The following is a 19,048-nucleotide window of genomic DNA, read 5'->3' as shown; positions in this document are numbered from 1 at the left end:
ACAGCAAATACACAACATTAAAACAAAAAAGAGAAAATATTCCGAATATTGCCTCTCTTGCTTGCATTTCTTTTGATTTTATGTATCTTTCAAGTACTGGTTTTTTTTGATTAAAATGCAAAATGTGAATAAGGCAACTTTTTTAAAAGAACTTATCCTCAAAAAGCTCTTTTAAAACACTAGAAACACTAAAAAGGGCAAGTTAAATTTCCTTATGCCTCCAAGCCTTATTACCCCTCTTTTCAGTTCTATCCGTACTCTCTCTGGGGTTACGCCTAAGGTTTATAGCTTATTGGCAAAAGTCTTAAATATTAATCCTACACAACGTGAACCTACCCTTATTGATCTTCTTCAATTAATGCCCCATTCTGTTATAGACCGCAGAATGCGTCCCAGCATTGCTTGTGCGCAAGAAGGAGTTACTATTACTCTTGAAATTATGATCGATCAGCACCAACCACCACCCGTTGGCCGTAACCGTTTGCCCTATCGGGTTATTGCACATGATTCTACAGGAAAATTAAATTTAGTTTTTTTTCATGCCCAACCTTCTTGGCTAAAAAAACAATTACCAGAAGGAAAAAAGGTCATTGTCTCAGGTAAAGTTGAACGATTTAATGAACAACTTTCAATGGTACATCCCGATCATATTGCACCAATTGAGCAATCAAATCAGTTGCCCTTAATCGAACCTATTTACCCTTCTACTGCCGGATTATCAGCAAAAGCACTAAGGCGTATAATACAAAACGCCCTTAATTATATTCCTCTTTTACCAGAATGGATAGAAGAAAGCGTTAAACAGCAGCAAAACTTTTCTTCTTTTCCTGTTGCCTTACGCCGTATCCATACCCCTATCGATCCCAATGATTTAACTCTAGAAAGTGCTGCACGCAAACGTCTAGCCTATGATGAACTGCTCGCTTGTCAATTAGCTCTTGGACTGGTGCGTTTGAAAACAAAATCGCTTTCCGGAACATCTAGACCAACAACAGGTGTTTACACTAAAAAATTGCTGAAAGCCCTCCCCTTCCAACTGACAAATGGACAAACAAAAGCGATACAGGATATTGCAAACGATCTTGCTTCATCAGCACCAATGTTAAGGCTTCTGCAAGGAGATGTAGGAACAGGAAAAACCATCGTGGCACTGATGGCAAGTGCACAGATTGCTGAAAATTCAGGACAATCAGCTTTAATGGCACCAACAGAAGTTCTTGCCAGACAACATTTTGCAACAATTGCACCTCTTGCAGAAAAAATCGGATTACAAACGGTTCTTTTAACAGGACGAGAAAAAGGAAAATTGCGCACAAATATTTTAAAAGATATTCTCTCGGGACAAGCTTCTATTATCATCGGAACCCATGCTCTCATACAAAACAGCGTTTCCTATAATAACCTTTCCTTAGCCATTATTGATGAACAGCACCGTTTTGGCGTGCATCAACGTCTTGCCCTTACAGCGAAAGGTCAGAAACCTGATATGCTGGTAATGACTGCCACCCCTATTCCACGCACACTCGTTCTAACAGCTTTTGGTGATATGGATGTTTCTCAAATGACAGAAAAACCAATGGGACGACAACCCATTACAACAGCAACGCTTTCTTTGAAACGTATAAATGAACTCATAGAACGAATTACCGTCGCATTAGAAAAAGGTGAAAAACTTTATTGGATTTGTCCTTTAGTAGAAGAGTCTACTACCCTTGAGCTCACTTCAATTGAAAATCGTTTTGCTATTCTCCAAAAGCGATTTGGAACACGAGTTGGTATGATACATGGAAAAATGTCGACAGATGAAAAAGAAGCAGCTATGTCATCTTTTAAATGTGGAAATACAAGCATTTTAGTTGCAACCACAGTCATTGAAGTCGGCGTAGACATTCCCGATGCTTCAATCATCATCATCGAACATGCGGAACATTTTGGTCTTTCACAACTGCACCAATTGCGTGGACGTGTTGGAAGAGGAGAAAAAAAATCTTCCTGTATTTTGCTTTATAAAGATCCACTAACAAAAACGTCTGCAACACGCCTTAACATTATACGCAGTACAGAGGATGGTTTTAAAATTGCTGAAGAAGACTGGCGCCTACGAGGAGAAGGAGAGCTTTTAGGAACGAAACAATCCGGTACACCTGAATTCCACATGGCAGATCTTTCAGTACATAGTGATCTTTTATCAATGGCAAGAAGAGATGCACGTTTATTTTTGCAACGTGATCCTAATCTTTCTTCAGAACAAGGACAAGCTTTACGTTTGCTTCTTTATCTTTTCGGACGTGATGATGCTACACGTCTTTTACGAGCAGGATAATAATAAAAAATTCAAAGTTTTACATATATCTATTTAACAGCTTTTTTATCATTTGCACTCCAACCGTCCGTAAATGATCTAATGCAAGATCCCTTTGTGCACAACCGTCCTGACATTGTGGCATATACAAGCAAACAGCATCATTCTTTAGTTTTCCCTACCCTTAAGGTTGCGCTGCTTTTGCATGAAGAAAAGTACAAGAGACAATATTTAGTTTTTCTAAAACTGTTTTCTATTCATACATTTGATCTCTTTTGTGATACGAAAAAAAATAACTTTTTAATTCTGAAATGGAAAAAGTAAAATAAGAAAATATTGCTCTATTGAGTATTCTCATTCAATGGAAAAGATGACAAATCATTGTTATAAATGAATTCCTTTTCCCCTTAATTGTTCTCCAAAACTTTAAAAATACAAAATTCATTTTTATTCAACAGTAACTGATTTTGCCAAATTACGCGGTTGATCAACATCCGTTCCTAGTAAAACGGCTGTATGGTAGGCAATTAATTGAATAGGTAAAGCGTAAATTATAGGCGTAATAAATTCCGGGATATCTGGTAAAATAATAGTTGATAAGGTATCAAAATGAACTGCTTCTGCCCCTCTTTTATCAGTTATAAAAATAATACGGCCATTGCGCGCGGCCACCTCTTGCATATTAGAAAAAGTCTTTTCAAACCACCGATCATAAGGTGCTACAACAATAACTGGTATTGTCTCATCCACCAACGCAATTGGTCCATGTTTTAACTCACCTGCTGCATAACCTTCAGCATGAATATAAGAAAGCTCCTTTAGTTTAAGTGCTCCCTCCAAAGCAATCGGGTAAGAAGTTCCACGCCCAAGATAAAGCACATCTTTTACACTTACTAAATTACGACAAATTTTTTCAATGCTGTCGTCTAGTTTTAAAACTTCATTTAAAATCCGCGGAATTTCTGCCAACTGTTGGACAAACTGATGTTCTTCCTCCTCTGAAAGACATCCCCGTTGCTTAGCAGCGCCAAGCGCCATTGCAGCGAGCGTTGACAATTGACAAGTAAAAGCTTTTGTTGATGCAACACCAATTTCTGGACCAGCAAGTGTTGGGAGAACAAAATCAGCTTCTCTTGCCATGGTCGATTGCTCAACATTTACAATTGTCACTGTTTTTACACCACGTTCGCGACAATAACGCAAAGAAGCCAGTGTATCAGCTGTTTCACCAGATTGAGAAACGAACACTGATAAAACATCAGAAGTGATAGGCGGTTCACGATAACGAAACTCCGAAGCAACATCATTATCAACACTGAGAGCAGCAAAACTCTCAAACCAATAACGCGCAACTAAGGTAGAATAATAAGCTGTTCCACAACTTGCAAAGAGTAACCGATTAATATTTTTCCAATCAATCAAATGTTCAAGAGAGCGAACTGTATAATTTCCAAAATCGAGATAATACGTCAAATTATGAGTAATCACTTCAGGTTGTTCAAACATTTCCTTGTGCATAAAATGGCGATGATTGCCCTTAGAAATCAATAAATTTTCTTCAAATAATGTTGTAATAGGACGTTTTACCGATTGATTGTTGGCATCGTAAATTGTGATGCCTTCCCGTCTGAGAACAGCCCAATCACCGTCTTCCAAATAGCTAATATGATCAACGAATGGTGCCAAAGCAATAGCATCTGATCCCACAAAAATTTCATCTTTTCCATAACCAATTGCCAATGGTGGACCAGAACGAGCCGCAATCATAAGATTATCTTCACCTTCGAAAATAAGAGCAATAGCAAAAGCGCCTTGCAACCTTTTCCAACTTGTACGCACAGCCTCTTGCGGAGAAAGACCACTTTTTAATGCGCGTGTGATTAAATGTGCAACAACCTCCGTATCTGTTTCTGTTTCAAAGGTATAACCATCTTCAATGAGCTCCTTTTGTAATTCTACAAAGTTTTCAATAATACCATTATGAACAATTGCCAGTCGATCAGTGACGTGGGGATGCGCATTCCGCTCTACAGCGGCCCCATGGGTAGCCCAACGCGTATGGCCAATTCCTAAATTTCCTTCCAAAGGTGTTTTTTTTAATTTTTCTTCTAGATAAATAAGTTTACCTTCAGCACGCACACGACAAAGGTGCCCATTATGTACCGTTGCTACACCAGAGGAATCATATCCTCTGTACTCAAGACGCTTCAAACCATCAATCAAAGAGGATGTAATACACCTATTTCCAAGAATTCCAATAATTCCACACATTTAAAAGCTCCAATTTACATCCCAGATTTATATATCCCACAAACAATCCAACACCTTTTATTCAAAACTTTAAGGTATCAAATAAACCAAATACATAATACGGCAATACTTAAGAATAAGCCTCCCACACAATTGTTAGATTACTATAAACGATGCTCACTTTTTTTGTTTATTAGCTGATAAGCGTGCACGTAATTTTATTGCATAATTCTCTTTTATCACTTGCCGCGCACGTCCCAAGGCCATGCTATTCATAGGAACATTTTCAGTAATAACACTCCCTGAAGCAATATAAGAACCATGTCCTATCATCAATGGAGAAATAAGTGCTGAATTAGATCCTATGAAAGCATGATCACCAATTGTGGTTTTATATTTGTGAACACCATCATAATTACAAGTAATAGTACCAGCTCCAATATTGGTATGGGCACCAATTTCTGCATCGCCAACATAACTTAAATGATTAATTTTAGAAGCTTCTCCTACCTTAGATTTTTTGACTTCACAAAAATTTCCAATCTTTACGGATTGTGCTAACTCCGTTCCAGGACGCAAACGCGCATAAGGTCCAATCTGCGCATCCATACCAACCACAGTGCCCTCTAGATAACTAAATGCATGTATCACCGCACCAGATTGCACTTTCACTCCCAATCCAAAATAAACATTTGGTTCAATCATTACCCCTGGTTCAATCTCTGTATCATAAGAAAAATAAACAGTTTCTGGTTTAAGGATTGTCACACCAGATAACATGAAATCACGTGCCTTACGCCTTTGCCATAAAGCATCAGCCCTAGAAAGCTCAAAACAATTATTAATCCCCATAATATTTTCAAAAGGCACTTCAACGATACGAACATCTAACCCTTCCTGCGAGGCAATAGAAACAATATCTGTTAAGTAATATTCGTGCTTTACATTATTATCACCAACCTTCTCTAAAAGAGAAAGTGCATGCTTTCCGTTAAGAGCGAATATTCCACCATTACAAAAAGAGATCTTTTTTTCTTCATTGCTCGCATCTCTTTCTTCTATAATTGCGATAAGTTTACCATTTTTTTCAAGAAGACGCCCATATCCCGTTGGATCTGGAGCATGGAAACCAGCAACAACAACATCTGCTCCATCAGCAAGTTGCGCACGAATTTTTAGCAATGAATCATGTGCAATCAAAGGGGTATCGGCAAAAACAATGAGCACATCATCGACCCCTTTCTGCAAAGCTAAGCGCGCAGAAAGAGCAGCATGTGCAGTCCCCAAACGTTCTTTTTGTTCAAAAATCATTGCATTTTTTACAAATGACTGAACAGTTTCACTAACATCTTTAGCACCAAACCCCACAACAACTACTAATTGTGAAGCGCCTGCTGATTCTATTTGTTTTATGACGTGGCATATAAGAGGCAATCCAGCAATTTTATGAAGTACTTTAGGAAGAGACGACTTCATACGCGTCCCCTCACCTGCTGCAAGAATAATAGAAAGACAATTTCTAACCATAACAACACATAAGACTAATGAGAAAATCCAAAAAAATGCATGATATCATGCCAACGAAGAGCTTCAATATTACTTAATGAAGGATAATGTTCCAAAATCCAAAAGGAAAGATCTTGCATAGAACCTGTTAAAAATAAAATACCCGTAACAACTAAAAAAATACCAATAACTTTTTCAACTTTCCCCAAATGAACACGAAAAACTCCTAAAAATCTCATAAAACTGCTGGAAAATACAGCTGCTAACACAAAAGGCACACCAAGACCTAATGCATAAACTCCTAAAAGAAGTGCCCCTTCACTTACAGTTTCCTTTGTTCCAGCAAGAGTTATGACAGGACCCAAAATTGGACCAATACACGGTGTCCAACCAAAGGCAAAAGCTAAACCAATAATATAAGCCCCTAAAGGACCTGCTGGTGTTCCTTGCGTTTGAAAACGCACTTCACGAAATAAAAAAGCAATCTTGAAAAGACCCAAAAAATTTAAACCAAAAATGATAATGATAATTCCAGCAGCAAGTGCGCACCAGTCACGATAATAACCAATAAATTTACCAATTGTGCTTGCACTAGCGCCTAACGCAATAAAAATGGTTGTAAAACCAAATACAAACGCAAAAACCGAAGAGAAAAGTTCCCACCGTATAAATACTTTCCTATGAGACTTTTCTGCACGAAAGTCATCAATACCAACACCTGCCATATAGCACAAATAAGGAGGAACTAATGGTAAAACACATGGTGATAAAAAAGATAATGCGCCAGCAAAAAAGACACCAACTGTTGAAATTTCTATCGCCAAAACTCTCTACCTGTCTTTCATTACAGTTTATGCTATAAATCGCTATTAATCCATTTCTTCATCGATTGGTTGTATACTTTGTGCATTTGCTATCACACTTACATCTTCATCATGACCAGAAACAACAGAAAAAGCCTTTTGATAAATTTTATCTTGATTTTTAGCAACCGCAATATACTTACCTTCAGCCAACACGAGCGAAACATAAGCGCCAACTGTTTCATAAACGATATCACCAGAATCATTGGTAATAGACCAACTTGTATCTGCAAGCGCTTCCCCTCCTTCTTGCCGTACCAACTTTAAGATAATTTGAGCTGCTTGATGTTCAAGAGTTATATCTGTAATTTTACCTGCATCTACTTGAATATCAGAACGAACAATAGCATTAATGGAACCATAATGGGAAGCAACATGATAACGGCCAGCTTTTAAACGCACAATCGACTGAGCTTTAATATTTGATAAAATGACACCAGTATCATCATTTTCTTTTTCATCTTCATAAATGGTGAAACGCAATTCTTTTTCGTTGATTATACCATGGAGCAGTGTAGCATTTAAAATAACACCACCAGCATCAAGAGTAAAATTCTTAACAAGACTTTGCCCACTTTCTAAACTCACATGGTGCACCGCACTCGCATGACCAAAGGAGAGATGAACAAGATAACTCCCTGGTTCTAAGTTAAAACGTGCACTTCCACCTTCATAAGTCGCAATGAGTGGTAACTTGTTATCAATCCCTAAGATGGGGGCATAAACCCGCCATACGAGCCCTTTCATAATATCTTCATTGCTGTTTTTTAATTGAGCATGCATAATGAGTTGAGCCTGAGAAACAAAATTTTCCTTTTCATCATCTTGAGATTTTAATTCATGGTCTTGGGATTTTAAAATAAAATTTGTTGACCGTTTTTGTTGATAATCCTGTCCTCTCCCTTCTTCAGAAAAGACACAATTATTCCAGATCAATAAGGTAAGCGCCACACATAGCCACAACCATCGGCGCAATATTTTCGTAAGGATACCCATTTTTATATTGTTGACCAAAGTGATAAATTTTTCAAGAAACAATATCACAAAGTCATCACTCTCAAATTGCAAAACTCACACCACAACCACACGATGAAACGGCATTGGGATTATGAATTTGAAAAGACTGTCCCATAAGATCATCAACAAAATCAATTACAGCTCCTTCCATAAAGGGAAGCGATAATGAATCAATAAAGACAATCGCTCCATCTTTTTTAAAGACGAAATCATCTTCTTGCTTTTCCGAAACCAAATTATATTTATAGGAAAAACCGGAACATCCACCACCTTCAACAGAAATACGTAATCCTATTTTATCAGGTTCATTCACAAGTATCTGTGTAATCCTCTTGGCAGCAATATCTGAAATATTCACACGCATCCTACATATCCTTGTATTAAACTATCAAAACATAGTATCTTCGACGAAAGAGAAATTTATTAAGTATAAACCAACCTCAGTTTTGAAATGAGAATGGACAACTTACAATGGATATAAGCAATATCAACATCAATTACCAATCTCGAGCGGTTTATAGTACCAATCCGCAAATAAGTCGCGGCAGATTATTCCATGAAACGACAAGTCCTATACGATCACCTTTTCAAAGAGATCGAGATCGTATTATTCATTCTAATGCATTTCGACGCCTTAAACATAAAACGCAAGTTTTTATTGCTGATGAAAGCGATTATTATCGTACGCGCCTGACACATTCAATAGAAGTTTCCCAAATTGCACGAACATTAGCCCGTGTACTCCGTCTTGATGAAGATCTTGCCGAAGCTATTGCCCTTGTTCACGATTTTGGGCATACACCTTTCGGCCATGCAGGTGAAGATGCTCTTAATGAAGCAATGGCACCTTATGGTGGCTTTGACCATAATGCACAAGCATTGCGCATCGTGACAAAATTGGAACAACGCTATGCAAATTTTGATGGACTGAATCTTACTTGGGAAACTCTCGAAGGGCTTGTAAAACATAACGGTCCTCTTTTAGGTCCTTATGCTAAAAACAAAGAAGTTCCTATTGATATTCTACAATACAATGCAAAGCAGGATCTTGAACTCGGCTGTTTTGCTGGACTAGAAGCACAATGTGCTGCTATTGCTGATGATATTGCTTACAATGCGCATGATATAGATGATGGACTGCGATCGCAATTTTTAATACTCGGTCAATTTGAACAAGTTTCACTCACAGCAGCCTTATTAAAAGAGATAACAGATGAGTATCCACAACTTGATAAAGTTCGGCGCGGTTATGCGCTTGTACGAAAACAGATAAAAACCATGGTTGAAGATGTTATCAAACAATCACAAAAAAACTTGGCACATATCAAACCAACAAATATAAATGATATTTATCAAGCAAAACAAACCATTGTTACCTTTTCGCCCACAATGGCCGTTTACGAAAAAGAACTAAAAGACTTTTTGTTGAAAAATCTGTATTACCATAATCAAGTCCTCAAGCGTCGCAATGCAGCAAAATGCATTGTACAAAGATTATTCGACTGTTATTATGAAAACCCGAATACAATGCCTGAAAGTTGGTGCAGCAAAGCAACGCACTTAAAAAATCATGAATTAGCACGTCTCATTGCTGACTTTTTATCAGGTATGACCGATCACTATGCCCTACGTGAACATCGCCGTTTATTTGACCACACAGATAATTTCATTTAATTGCATCTGAACCCCACGATGGAAGTTGAATATGAATGTTTTTAAAAACTTCGAGAAAAAAATTAGAAAATCGATCGAATCATCTGATATAAAAGGAAAAAATGTAGAAGATATAGACTTATCGAAAATTACCGTTGATCCCCCACGCGATTCTTCGCATGGCCATTTATCAACCAATGCTGCCATGGTGCTTGCAAAATCTATCGGTTTAAATCCCCGTACACTTGCAGAAAAGATCATAAAACTTCTCGAAAATGATTCCTCTATTGAAAATATTGATGTTGCAGGTCCTGGTTTTATCAATATCAAGCTTACAAAATCATTTTGGCAAGATGCAATAAAATCTATGCTTGAATTGGGCCTCTCCTACGGTCGTATGCCTATAGGACAAGGAAAACGCATTAATGTTGAATATGTATCAGCAAATCCAACAGGGCCAATGCATGTGGGACATTGCCGAGGTGCTGTTGTCGGAGATGTTATGTCCAATTTACTACAATTCGTCGGCTATAACATTACAAAAGAATATTACATCAATGATGCTGGTCAACAAATCGAGGTACTAGCTCGCTCTGTGTTGTTACGCTACCGCGAAGCCCTTGGACAAAAAATCAATGAAATTCCAGAAGGGCTCTATCCTGGTGAATATTTGATACCACTGGGGCAAGCGCTTGCTCGAGAGTTTGGTGAACAACTCCTCACTATGGATAAAGATGAAGCTTTATCTATCATAAAGGAGCGTGCAGTCCATGCAATGATGTCAATGATTCGCGACGATTTAGCTGCCCTTAATATTTATCATGATATCTTTTTCTCTGAGCGGATGCTTTATACGGATAATGCGCGCGCTATTCGTAACACGATTAATGACCTCACTTTAAATGGTTATATCTACAAAGGCAAACTCCCACCACCAAAAGGGCAAAATACAGAAGACTGGAAACCAAGCGAGCAAACTTTGTTCCGTTCCACAGATGTTGGAGATGACCAGGACCGTGTCTTAGTGAAATCTGACGGTTCTTATACTTATTTCGCTGCAGATGTTGCTTATTTTCGTGATAAATTTCATCGTCATTTTGATGAGATGATTTATATTCTAGGTGCAGATCATGCTGGTTATGTAAAGCGGCTAGAAGCGATGGCGAAAGCAATCTCTGGTGATAAAGCCAAATTGAGCGTTTTTTTATGTCAATTAGTAAAGCTTTTTCGTAACGGTCAACCTGTACGCATGTCAAAAAGAGCAGGATCATTTGTCACTTTGCGTGATGTTGTAGAAGAAGTTGGTCGTGATTCCGTGCGTTTTATGATGCTATACCGTAAATGTGAAGCACCTCTTGAATTTGATTTTGCAAAAGTAACAGAACAGTCAAAAGATAACCCCATCTTTTATGTACAATATGCAAGCGCACGTTGTCACTCAGTCTTTCGTCAAGCAAAAGAAACTTTTCAAATTGACAATTTTTCAAATGATATAATGATTGCACACCTTAACCGATTAACCGATGACCATGAAATATTCTTAATACGCAAACTTTCTGAATATCCACGTATTATTGAACAGGCCGTCGTTCATAAAGAACCACATCGATTGGCGTTTTATCTCTATGACCTTGCTTCTAGTTTTCATTCCCATTGGAACAAAGGAAGTGATAATTTTAATTTACGTTTTATTCAGCCTAATGATAAAGAACTATCGCTCGCTAGATTGGGATTAATACAAGCTATCGTGAATATCCTATCATCAGGACTTACAATTGTAGGAGTTGAAGCGCCTACAGAAATGCGTTGAAAAAGTTCTATCAATACATAAAATAGGTACTTTATTGATATTTTTTCATATATCTTTATCATAGGAGGGAGAGAGTTTGTAATTTTAAAATACAACAAATTAAAATTAACCATTTATTATACGCCAATGCAGATCATCATGTGAGAAAAGCTATGAGCGATAACGATCGCAAAAATCCACACGAAATGAAACAGGATCATCATGATCCTTTAGGAAGACTTACGCAAATCTTTAATCCGAATAAACAAAGTGAAAATCAAAATGATCAATCTTCTTTACAGACTGATCAATCGGTACCTCAGTCCCATAAAACTCCATCCCATGATAATTTTGATTTATCCTTTCTAGAAGCAGAATTTGAAAATAATTTAACAAATGACTTGGCCTTTGATGATCCAAAGAAGCAAGGGAACTTAGAGACAACGAGCAATGAACAAACCTCAGATATTTTTTCAAAATCTTCTTTTAAACATTTGGAAAAAAATAGTTTTTTAACTAAAGAAGAGAATTTTTTACCTCTTAATCATGATGAAGAGCAAATTTTAGACGCGCTCTCTCCTTTACCTATCCAAAAGAATCCATTATCTCGAAAGACTACTGTATCGATAAATACGGATCCTCTTTTTGAAAAAAGTGACTTGAGTATACAATCAGAAAATTTCTTTTTTGATTCAGATAATAGAAAAGTCTCTTCAGAGCCTATTGAACAAGCCAACCGTTTTTCACAAACAACCCCACAACAGGAGGATACTAGAAACATACAACAAAATTATGAGAACAAGCAAAACTTCTACGATACTTCCCTAAACCATCCCTATCAAGCTTCAAATGCTCAAGAAAACCAGGATAAAGAACATTATACTGATGTTTTCCTCTCCTCTATGAATGCAAATATGCTCTTCTCTTCTTCTGACCTTATTTCAGAGAGGGAGGACACAGAAAAAAGTAAAACAACAAGCGACTTTTCGTCACCTTTGGATTCAACACAAATAGACACACAGCCTGATTTAAAAAGATTTTCACAAGAACGCTGCACAACTGATTATTTCGAGTCTTATAAAGAAAAACCCTTACAAGCAGAGACTTACGCTGAAGAATCTCCGAAATATCGTAATCCTCAAGAATACATTAATAACGTTGAAAATATCCCTGAGCAAAGCAATAAAAAAGAAGGGTCGTATAGTCAAAGTAATTTAAATGATATGAATGCTTCATCGGAAGCCTCTAGTACAAAACAAACGGGTAATTTTTTTACGTATCACTATACACACAGAAATACTTCCGCCCCAAATGTCGATACTTATAAATTTGCAGAGGAAATCGTGGAAAAAACTGGACCAATTGTAGTTCCCGAAGTTCCCTATGACCCTCCAGAATATGATGTACAAACGGATGGTTTGAAAGAAGAATTTGCTGATGTACTCAATGTTGGAAATGTTCCAGAAGAAAGTTTTTCGCAGCAACAACAGCAAAATGAAATTTTTAATGAAATCTTTCATAAAACTCTGCAAAATCCAAGAGATTCATATACAAATTCCCAAACTCAAAACACCAATTATTTTCCCCCTGATAATGTGGATTATAATTCTTCTCCTTTTACTGAAAATCACTCATACGCAGGAGGTGTAGACGAAATCCCCACGCATGCATCAATCACTGCTCCTTTAAAAAGTTTTGCTGTTGGTAAAATTTTTACCAGAAGTGCTCTTCTTCTTATTTTAATAGCAACCGGTTTTGTTGGCTATTCTCATTTTTTAGTACCATCACAAAAAAATGAAAGCACACCCATTATACGCGCTGATAATACACCTTTCAAATTTAAACAAGAAACAGCTGAAACGAAAAATGATGTTACACATAATTTAGATATTTATAAACAAACAACTGAACAAAATGAAAAACAAGAAAATACACAACAATTTCTTATTGATAATTCTGAACAGCCTGAAAACTTACCAGAAGAAAATCAACCAGAATTTACAAATTCTTCATCATCTTCTCTTGCTCAATCTGATGTTGAAGACGCAGTAACTAAAGCTATCAATCACACCATTCCAACACGAGAAGTACAAACTGTTATTGTAAACCGAGATGGCACAATTGTATTAGAGCCACAACATAACATAGAGAAAAAAACCTCTGATGACCCAAAAGAAATGATTGATCAAACTCCTGGAGATCAATTTCAAGATTCCTCCCTTGTTGCTTCACACAAATCCAATACAAATAACGGAGATAATCTCACGAGCGCTATTGATAAAATAATAGCGGAAAACACTTCTACTTCTCATATTGAAGAAAAATTTGTACCACTTCCTTCACATCCAAAGAGAAATTTAGATCAACAAACGCACGTTTCTTCTCGCCCAACAGTACCAACCCCAGTAGTTATACAAAACTCAGAAAGTTATTACGTACAACTTGCATCTCAACCAACCCATGCACTAGCTAGCGATACTTTGAAAAGAATAAAATCTAAATTTGGGCCTCTTATCGGCATTCGTCCTTTAAATATTCAGCCTGCTCTCATACCAGGAAAAGGAACTTATTATCGTGTTCGCATTCAAACGCAAAACCGAAATGACGCTATAAATCTTTGTGAAAGCATCAAAAATTCTGGAGGCAATTGCTTCATCACACGCTAAAAATATAGCGCAACGGCCTTATTAACCATTGCGCTATTTATTTTGAGAGTAAATCATAAACCGATGATTAATTTTAAGAGTCAGAAGTCTATCAGATCTTTGTAGAATCATGCATTTGAGGGAACTTGACTCCTTGATCTATGTTAGGTTTGATTTTTTTCTCGAGGGAATTTTGTTCGTGAGATAAAGGTAATCTCGTGCCCTTATCAATATAAGGTGTTGGAGATGTTGGATTTAATTCTCTCGGGCGTATAATTGTTTGTTCTGATTCTGTAGAATTATCGTGAGAGATACGTTCAGGGGATTTTGCAAAAAAAGACCCTAAAAAACCAAAAATAAACCAAATAATAAAGAGTGTAAGAAGAACAACAAGAATACCTTTACCAATCGCATTACGCTGTTCACGCTCTTTCTTTTCTGCAGTTATACGTTCCTCGTATGTATGGTAATTTCTATCAATCATAGTAAATTCCTTTTCTCAATTCCCCTTACCTTTAAAGATATGCATATATGCAATTATTCAGACACTTACTTTTGAAAACGACAAAAATGTAAAAAGGTTCCTGATTATTTGATAAAATGAAAAGAAGGTGCAAAATGGTAACAGAAAATATCTCTCAAATAGTCTTTTCTTTTAATTCCATAATAAAGCATTGACACAAATGTTTCGCTAATAATAAGGTTGGGATATTAAGCATATCATTATTTTTCATAATAAAGAACACTTAGAAATAAAGCGTATCCCAAAAGGTTTTACTTATGAAATCTCCTACATCACCAATTTCGTTAAAAATAGAAAAGCACCCATCACCTCTGTCAGATGAAAAGCGTGAAGAAATTTTAAAAAATCCTGGTTTTGGTCAATTTTTTACAGATCATATGTGTACCATCCAATGGACTAAAGATAAAGGTTGGCATAATGCTGTTATCTCTCCATACAAACCTTTGGAGATTAGCCCAGCAAGTGCCGTCTTGCATTATGCGCAAGAAATTTTTGAAGGTTTAAAAGCATTCCGCACAAAAGATGGACGCGTTTTGTTATTTCGTCCTGATGCTAATGCACAACGCTTTATAGAATCTGCGCAACGTTTAGCCATGCCAGAATTGCCAAAAGATATTTTTTTAGATGCTGTTCATCAATTGGTAAGGATTGATCAGAAGTGGATTTCTGGAAATCCCAATGCTAGCCTCTACATACGTCCATTCATGTTTGGTAATGAAAAGTTTTTGGGAGTTCGCCCTTCTGAAGAATATCTTTTCTGTATTATAGCATCTCCTGTTGAATTCTATTTCAAAGGAGAAGAAAAACCTGTCAGCGTATGGATTGAAACCGGTTATAGCCGTGCTGGACCAGGAGGAACAGGTGCAGCGAAATGTGGGGGTAACTATGCAGCAAGTTTACTTGTACAAAGAAATGCAATTGAAAACAACTGTAGCCAAGTACTCTTCCTTGATATGGTTGAACATAAGTGGATTGAAGAACTTGGCGGTATGAACGTTTGCTTTATTATGGCAAATAATACACTTGTAACACCTGCACTTAATGGCACTATTCTTCCTGGGATAACACGTCATTCAATTTTACAATTGGCTCAACAAATGGGTTTAACAATAGAAGAACGTCCTTATTCTTTTGAATCGCTCAAAGAGGATGTGCGTAGGGGTCACCTTAAAGAAGCCTTTGCTTGTGGTACAGCGGCTGTTGTTACATCAATCGGTCGTTTCAAATACAACGGGGGTGAAATCGTTATCGGAAATGACGTAATTGGTGAGATCACGAAACAACTTCGCACACAGCTTGTTGACCTTCAGAAAGGCAACAGAGAAGATAAAAATGGTTGGGTGCATTCCGTACAGCTCTCATAACATAAAAAATACCCCCCCACACCAATAATGCTTCCATAAAGATATTTCTTAAAATGTTTATGGAAGCATATGTTTTTAAAACGTTTTTTTATTTTTTAATAGCGATAGCGAAAAAAGAAAACATTAATCAAATTTTGAACAATCCCTATGCTGCGCTTTAATATAACGGATTGTCCCTGTATGTGAACGCATTACAAGAGTGTCCGTCTGAATATAACGAGGGGCGAATTTAACACCAGAAAGCATATTGCCATCCGTTACGCCTGTCGCAGAAAACAACACATCACCTTTCGCCATCTCTTCCATTGTATAAGCTTTATTGGGGTTATCAATTCCCATTTTGGCTGCGCGTGCAATTTTTTCGTCTGTATCAAGCTGTAAACGTCCTTGCATCTGCCCACCAATACAGCGTAAAGCTGCAGCCGCTAACACGCCCTCTGGTGCTCCACCAATCCCCATATAGATATCAATACCCGTTTCATCTGGATTAGTTGTATCAATAACAGCTGCAACATCTCCATCACCAATTAAACGAATTGAAGCCCCAGTTGCCCGTACTTCATCAATCAGCTTTGTATGGCGAGGACGATCCATCACACAAACAGTAATTTGATTTACAGCCACTCCTTTAGCCTTTGCAAGTGCGTAAATATTATCAGCAGGATGTGCATCTATATCAACAACCCCTTTTGGATAACCAGGACCAATAGCAATTTTCTCCATATAAACATCAGGAGCATAAAGGAGGTTACCCTTTTCAGCAATCGCGATTACAGCTAAGGAATTAGCAAGATTCTTAGCACAAATTGTCGTTCCCTCAAGTGGATCAAGCGCAATATCAATCGCCAATCCATTTTGAAGACCTACTTTCTCTCCAATATAAAGCATAGGAGCTTCATCGCGTTCCCCTTCACCAATCACCACTGTACCATCGATAGGCAAGCGATTAAGTTCCTGACGCATTGCATCTACAGCAGCTTGATCAGCTGCCTTTTCATCACCACGTCCACGCCAGCGTGCCGCTGCAACAGCAGCACGTTCAGTTACGCGTACTAATTCAAGCGTTAGAATACGATCAAGTCCATTTAAAATCTTCTGAGTTTTGAGCATATGAAAAATCCTATCGAATACATACTAATAAAAAACACTAGCATTTATTACTCAATATTAAGAAGAAAGCTTTTGGTAAAGACGAGAAATTTCCACAAAAGAAAAAGGACTCAAGCCTCTTTTGTCTTACGTTATAAAACAAACTATCCGTTCTATGCTATAGGTTCGATACGAATGAATTGAGATTTTGCAACAAGATGACCATCTTTTTCAATTGCAGCAAGTGCTTGTCGTACATTCACTTCTGTTGTTTCATGCGTTATTAAAATAATTGTTTTCACAATTTGACTTTCTACAAAAGATCTTTGAACAATCGACTCTAATGAAATATTATTATCAGCCATATGCCTTGCAACCGCCGCAAAAACACCAGCGCGATCATGAACATTCAAACGAATAAAATAACCACCTGCATGATGAGAAATACGTGCTTTTTTATGAGGAGTAAGACCCAATGCTGGACTTCCCAAAATAGGTGCGTATTGAAAACCAGGATGCGCTCTCGCTATATCAGCCAAATCACCAATCACTGCTGATGCTGTTGCCGCTCCTCCAGCACCAGGACCAGAAAATAATAATTCACCCAATAAATCACTTTGAATAGAAAGGGCATTTGTCACACCATGAATCTGTGCAATCATTGATGATGTTGGTACCATTGTTGGATGAACGCGCTGTTCGATACCAGAATCAGTTTTTAATGCAACGCCTAAAAGCTTAATCCGATAACCCAATTCATCAGCCGCCCGGATATCAATCTGCGAAATATTGCTAATTCCTTCAACATAGACATCATCTAACGAAATCGCTGTTCCAAATGCTAAACTCGTTAACAAAGCCAATTTATGAGCTGTATCATATCCCTCAATATCAAAAGTTGAATCAGCTTCAGCATAACCAAGTCTCTGTGCATCTACCAAACAATCTTTAAAGGAAAGATCTTCGGTAAACATGCGTGTTAATATATAGTTGCAGGTTCCATTAAGAATGCCATAAATCCGCGATATATGATTACCGGGAAGTGATTCTCTCATCGCCTTGATGACAGGAATTCCCCCTGCGACGGCAGCTTCAAAATGCAAAAAAACACCTTTCTCTTCTGCCCTCACAGCAAGTGTTACCCCATGACGAGCGAGAAGTGCTTTGTTGGCAGTAACAACATGATGCCCCATCTCAAGCGCCTTCTTAACAGCTTCATATACAACATCTAATTCGCCACCAATCAATTCAACAAAAACGTCAATTTCATCAGAAGCAGCCATTTCTACAGGTGAATCGAACCATTTTACACCACTTAGATCAATTCCACGATTACGGTTTTTATCACGCGCACTAACAGCAACAATCTGGATTGATCGCCCACATTGGCAAGCTAAACTATCAGCTTTTTCGCGTAGAATTCGAATAACTGAAGTACCAACCGTACCAAGACCCGCAATGCCCACTTTTAAAGTTTCTGTCATTATCTAGCTGCTTACCCCTATCTCTCTAAAAAATATTTAAATGATGCACAAATCAGCCTACATGATGCTCAAAACCAGCACAATTTAAAGAAGTCCTTCAATAAGTTCCCCGCTCTATGCAACTCAATTATCCCTCTCGTACAACAAGTACTCGTTTAATAAAAATTGCTAAGGAACACAAATTATTTATCTTTTCGTAAAGAACAAAGACTCAATTAAGATTACAGATTCAGATATTAAAAATTTTCCATGAGCATATAAAAACTTCCGATTATCAACCCTGCATCCCTCTTTATACATCTTTCAAACAACCACAACATAAAGCAACAATCTTTTTAAAAGCAATCATATAATGCTAACCTTTATGAAAACAGAAGTCCTCTCTAATCTCAATAGGAGTTTATAAGCAGAAAAAATTATAAACCATTCATTTTTAACAGAAAAATTATCCTCTATCCTAACATTGAAAAATGTTTCACACATAAATTCAATTATTACAAATACTTTCAAGAGAAAATTTATAGATAAAAATTACATAAAACTATCCAATTCAACAAATATTG

General features: G+C 37.3%; 13 protein-coding genes. 5 read left to right on the top strand and 8 right to left on the bottom strand.

Annotated elements, in window-relative coordinates; translation table 11 throughout:
- Window positions 1-214 precede the first annotated feature (214 nt).
- On the top strand, window positions 215-2,323 hold the full coding sequence (gene recG / locus J7R07_RS04275) for an ATP-dependent DNA helicase RecG (RefSeq protein WP_208435708.1): 2,109 nt from the start codon (window positions 215-217) through the stop codon (window positions 2,321-2,323).
- Window positions 2,324-2,749: 426 nt separating this feature from the next.
- Here recG and glmS read toward each other — a convergent pair whose 3' ends face one another.
- From glmS to J7R07_RS04250, 5 genes are all read right to left on the bottom strand, one after another.
- Complete coding sequence (gene glmS, locus J7R07_RS04270) at window positions 2,750-4,573, bottom strand: glutamine--fructose-6-phosphate transaminase (isomerizing) (RefSeq protein ID WP_208435707.1); 1,824 nt, start codon at window positions 4,571-4,573, stop codon at window positions 2,750-2,752.
- Window positions 4,574-4,729: 156 nt separating this feature from the next.
- Window positions 4,730-6,079, bottom strand: coding sequence for a bifunctional UDP-N-acetylglucosamine diphosphorylase/glucosamine-1-phosphate N-acetyltransferase GlmU (gene glmU, locus J7R07_RS04265; protein WP_208435706.1), 1,350 nt, complete (start codon window positions 6,077-6,079; stop codon window positions 4,730-4,732).
- 14 nt (window positions 6,080-6,093) lie between these two features.
- Window positions 6,094-6,882 carry a cytochrome c biogenesis CcdA family protein gene (locus tag J7R07_RS04260; protein ID WP_208435705.1) on the bottom strand — a complete coding sequence of 263 codons (789 nt, stop codon included), beginning with the start codon at window positions 6,880-6,882 and terminating at the stop codon, window positions 6,094-6,096.
- 45 nt (window positions 6,883-6,927) lie between these two features.
- Window positions 6,928-7,917 carry a carboxypeptidase regulatory-like domain-containing protein gene (locus J7R07_RS04255; RefSeq protein ID WP_208435704.1) on the bottom strand — a complete coding sequence of 330 codons (990 nt, stop codon included), beginning with the start codon at window positions 7,915-7,917 and terminating at the stop codon, window positions 6,928-6,930.
- Between the two features lie 61 nt (window positions 7,918-7,978).
- Window positions 7,979-8,302 (bottom strand): HesB/IscA family protein, encoded by a 324-nt coding sequence (locus J7R07_RS04250; RefSeq protein WP_208435703.1) that lies wholly within the window; start codon window positions 8,300-8,302, stop codon window positions 7,979-7,981.
- A gap of 107 nt (window positions 8,303-8,409) precedes the next feature.
- Here J7R07_RS04250 and J7R07_RS04245 point away from each other — a divergent pair, with 107 nt between their 5' ends.
- From J7R07_RS04245 to J7R07_RS04235, 3 genes are all read left to right on the top strand, one after another.
- On the top strand, window positions 8,410-9,612 hold the full coding sequence (locus tag J7R07_RS04245; protein WP_208435702.1) for a deoxyguanosinetriphosphate triphosphohydrolase: 1,203 nt from the start codon (window positions 8,410-8,412) through the stop codon (window positions 9,610-9,612).
- 31 nt (window positions 9,613-9,643) lie between these two features.
- Window positions 9,644-11,401 (top strand): arginine--tRNA ligase, encoded by a 1,758-nt coding sequence (argS, locus tag J7R07_RS04240; RefSeq protein WP_208435701.1) that lies wholly within the window; start codon window positions 9,644-9,646, stop codon window positions 11,399-11,401.
- Between the two features lie 152 nt (window positions 11,402-11,553).
- Complete coding sequence (locus tag J7R07_RS04235) at window positions 11,554-14,046, top strand: SPOR domain-containing protein (protein ID WP_208435700.1); 2,493 nt, start codon at window positions 11,554-11,556, stop codon at window positions 14,044-14,046.
- Window positions 14,047-14,137: 91 nt separating this feature from the next.
- On the opposite strand, the gene J7R07_RS04230 is transcribed toward J7R07_RS04235, so the two are convergent.
- Window positions 14,138-14,509 carry a hypothetical protein gene (locus J7R07_RS04230; protein WP_208435699.1) on the bottom strand — a complete coding sequence of 124 codons (372 nt, stop codon included), beginning with the start codon at window positions 14,507-14,509 and terminating at the stop codon, window positions 14,138-14,140.
- 296 nt (window positions 14,510-14,805) lie between these two features.
- On the opposite strand from J7R07_RS04230, the gene J7R07_RS04225 reads away from it, so the two are divergent.
- Window positions 14,806-15,912, top strand: a complete 1,107-nt coding sequence (locus J7R07_RS04225; protein WP_208435698.1) for a branched-chain amino acid aminotransferase — start codon at window positions 14,806-14,808, stop codon at window positions 15,910-15,912.
- 123 nt (window positions 15,913-16,035) lie between these two features.
- Here J7R07_RS04225 and glpX read toward each other — a convergent pair whose 3' ends face one another.
- Entirely contained in the window at window positions 16,036-17,022 is a 987-nt protein-coding gene (gene glpX, locus J7R07_RS04220) for a class II fructose-bisphosphatase (protein WP_208435697.1), read from the bottom strand.
- 152 nt (window positions 17,023-17,174) lie between these two features.
- Window positions 17,175-18,485: a homoserine dehydrogenase gene (locus J7R07_RS04215; protein ID WP_208435696.1), complete on the bottom strand. Its 1,311-nt coding sequence runs from the start codon at window positions 18,483-18,485 to the stop codon at window positions 17,175-17,177.
- Between the last annotated feature and the right edge of the window lie 563 nt (window positions 18,486-19,048).

The organism is Bartonella phoceensis (genome assembly GCF_902825145.1).
GTDB classification, from domain to species: domain Bacteria; phylum Pseudomonadota; class Alphaproteobacteria; order Rhizobiales; family Rhizobiaceae; genus Bartonella; species Bartonella phoceensis.
Note: the sequence above shows the minus strand (reverse complement) of the source record. Positions and strands in the feature narration are given on the sequence as shown.

What these genes read in the sequence shown, in the direction of transcription:
- recG (WP_208435708.1), top strand. Translation starts at nt 215, where the DNA reads ATGCCTCCAAGCCTTATTACCCCTCTTTTCAGTTCTATCCGTACTCTC.
- glmS (WP_208435707.1), bottom strand. Translation starts at nt 4,573, where the DNA reads ATGTGTGGAATTATTGGAATTCTTGGAAATAGGTGTATTACATCCTCT.
- glmU (WP_208435706.1), bottom strand. Translation starts at nt 6,079, where the DNA reads ATGGTTAGAAATTGTCTTTCTATTATTCTTGCAGCAGGTGAGGGGACG.
- J7R07_RS04255 (WP_208435704.1), bottom strand. Translation starts at nt 7,917, where the DNA reads ATGGGTATCCTTACGAAAATATTGCGCCGATGGTTGTGGCTATGTGTG.
- J7R07_RS04250 (WP_208435703.1), bottom strand. Translation starts at nt 8,302, where the DNA reads ATGCGTGTGAATATTTCAGATATTGCTGCCAAGAGGATTACACAGATA.
- J7R07_RS04245 (WP_208435702.1), top strand. Translation starts at nt 8,410, where the DNA reads ATGGATATAAGCAATATCAACATCAATTACCAATCTCGAGCGGTTTAT.
- argS (WP_208435701.1), top strand. Translation starts at nt 9,644, where the DNA reads ATGAATGTTTTTAAAAACTTCGAGAAAAAAATTAGAAAATCGATCGAA.
- J7R07_RS04235 (WP_208435700.1), top strand. Translation starts at nt 11,554, where the DNA reads ATGAGCGATAACGATCGCAAAAATCCACACGAAATGAAACAGGATCAT.
- J7R07_RS04230 (WP_208435699.1), bottom strand. Translation starts at nt 14,509, where the DNA reads ATGATTGATAGAAATTACCATACATACGAGGAACGTATAACTGCAGAA.
- J7R07_RS04225 (WP_208435698.1), top strand. Translation starts at nt 14,806, where the DNA reads ATGAAATCTCCTACATCACCAATTTCGTTAAAAATAGAAAAGCACCCA.
- glpX (WP_208435697.1), bottom strand. Translation starts at nt 17,022, where the DNA reads ATGCTCAAAACTCAGAAGATTTTAAATGGACTTGATCGTATTCTAACG.
- J7R07_RS04215 (WP_208435696.1), bottom strand. Translation starts at nt 18,485, where the DNA reads ATGACAGAAACTTTAAAAGTGGGCATTGCGGGTCTTGGTACGGTTGGT.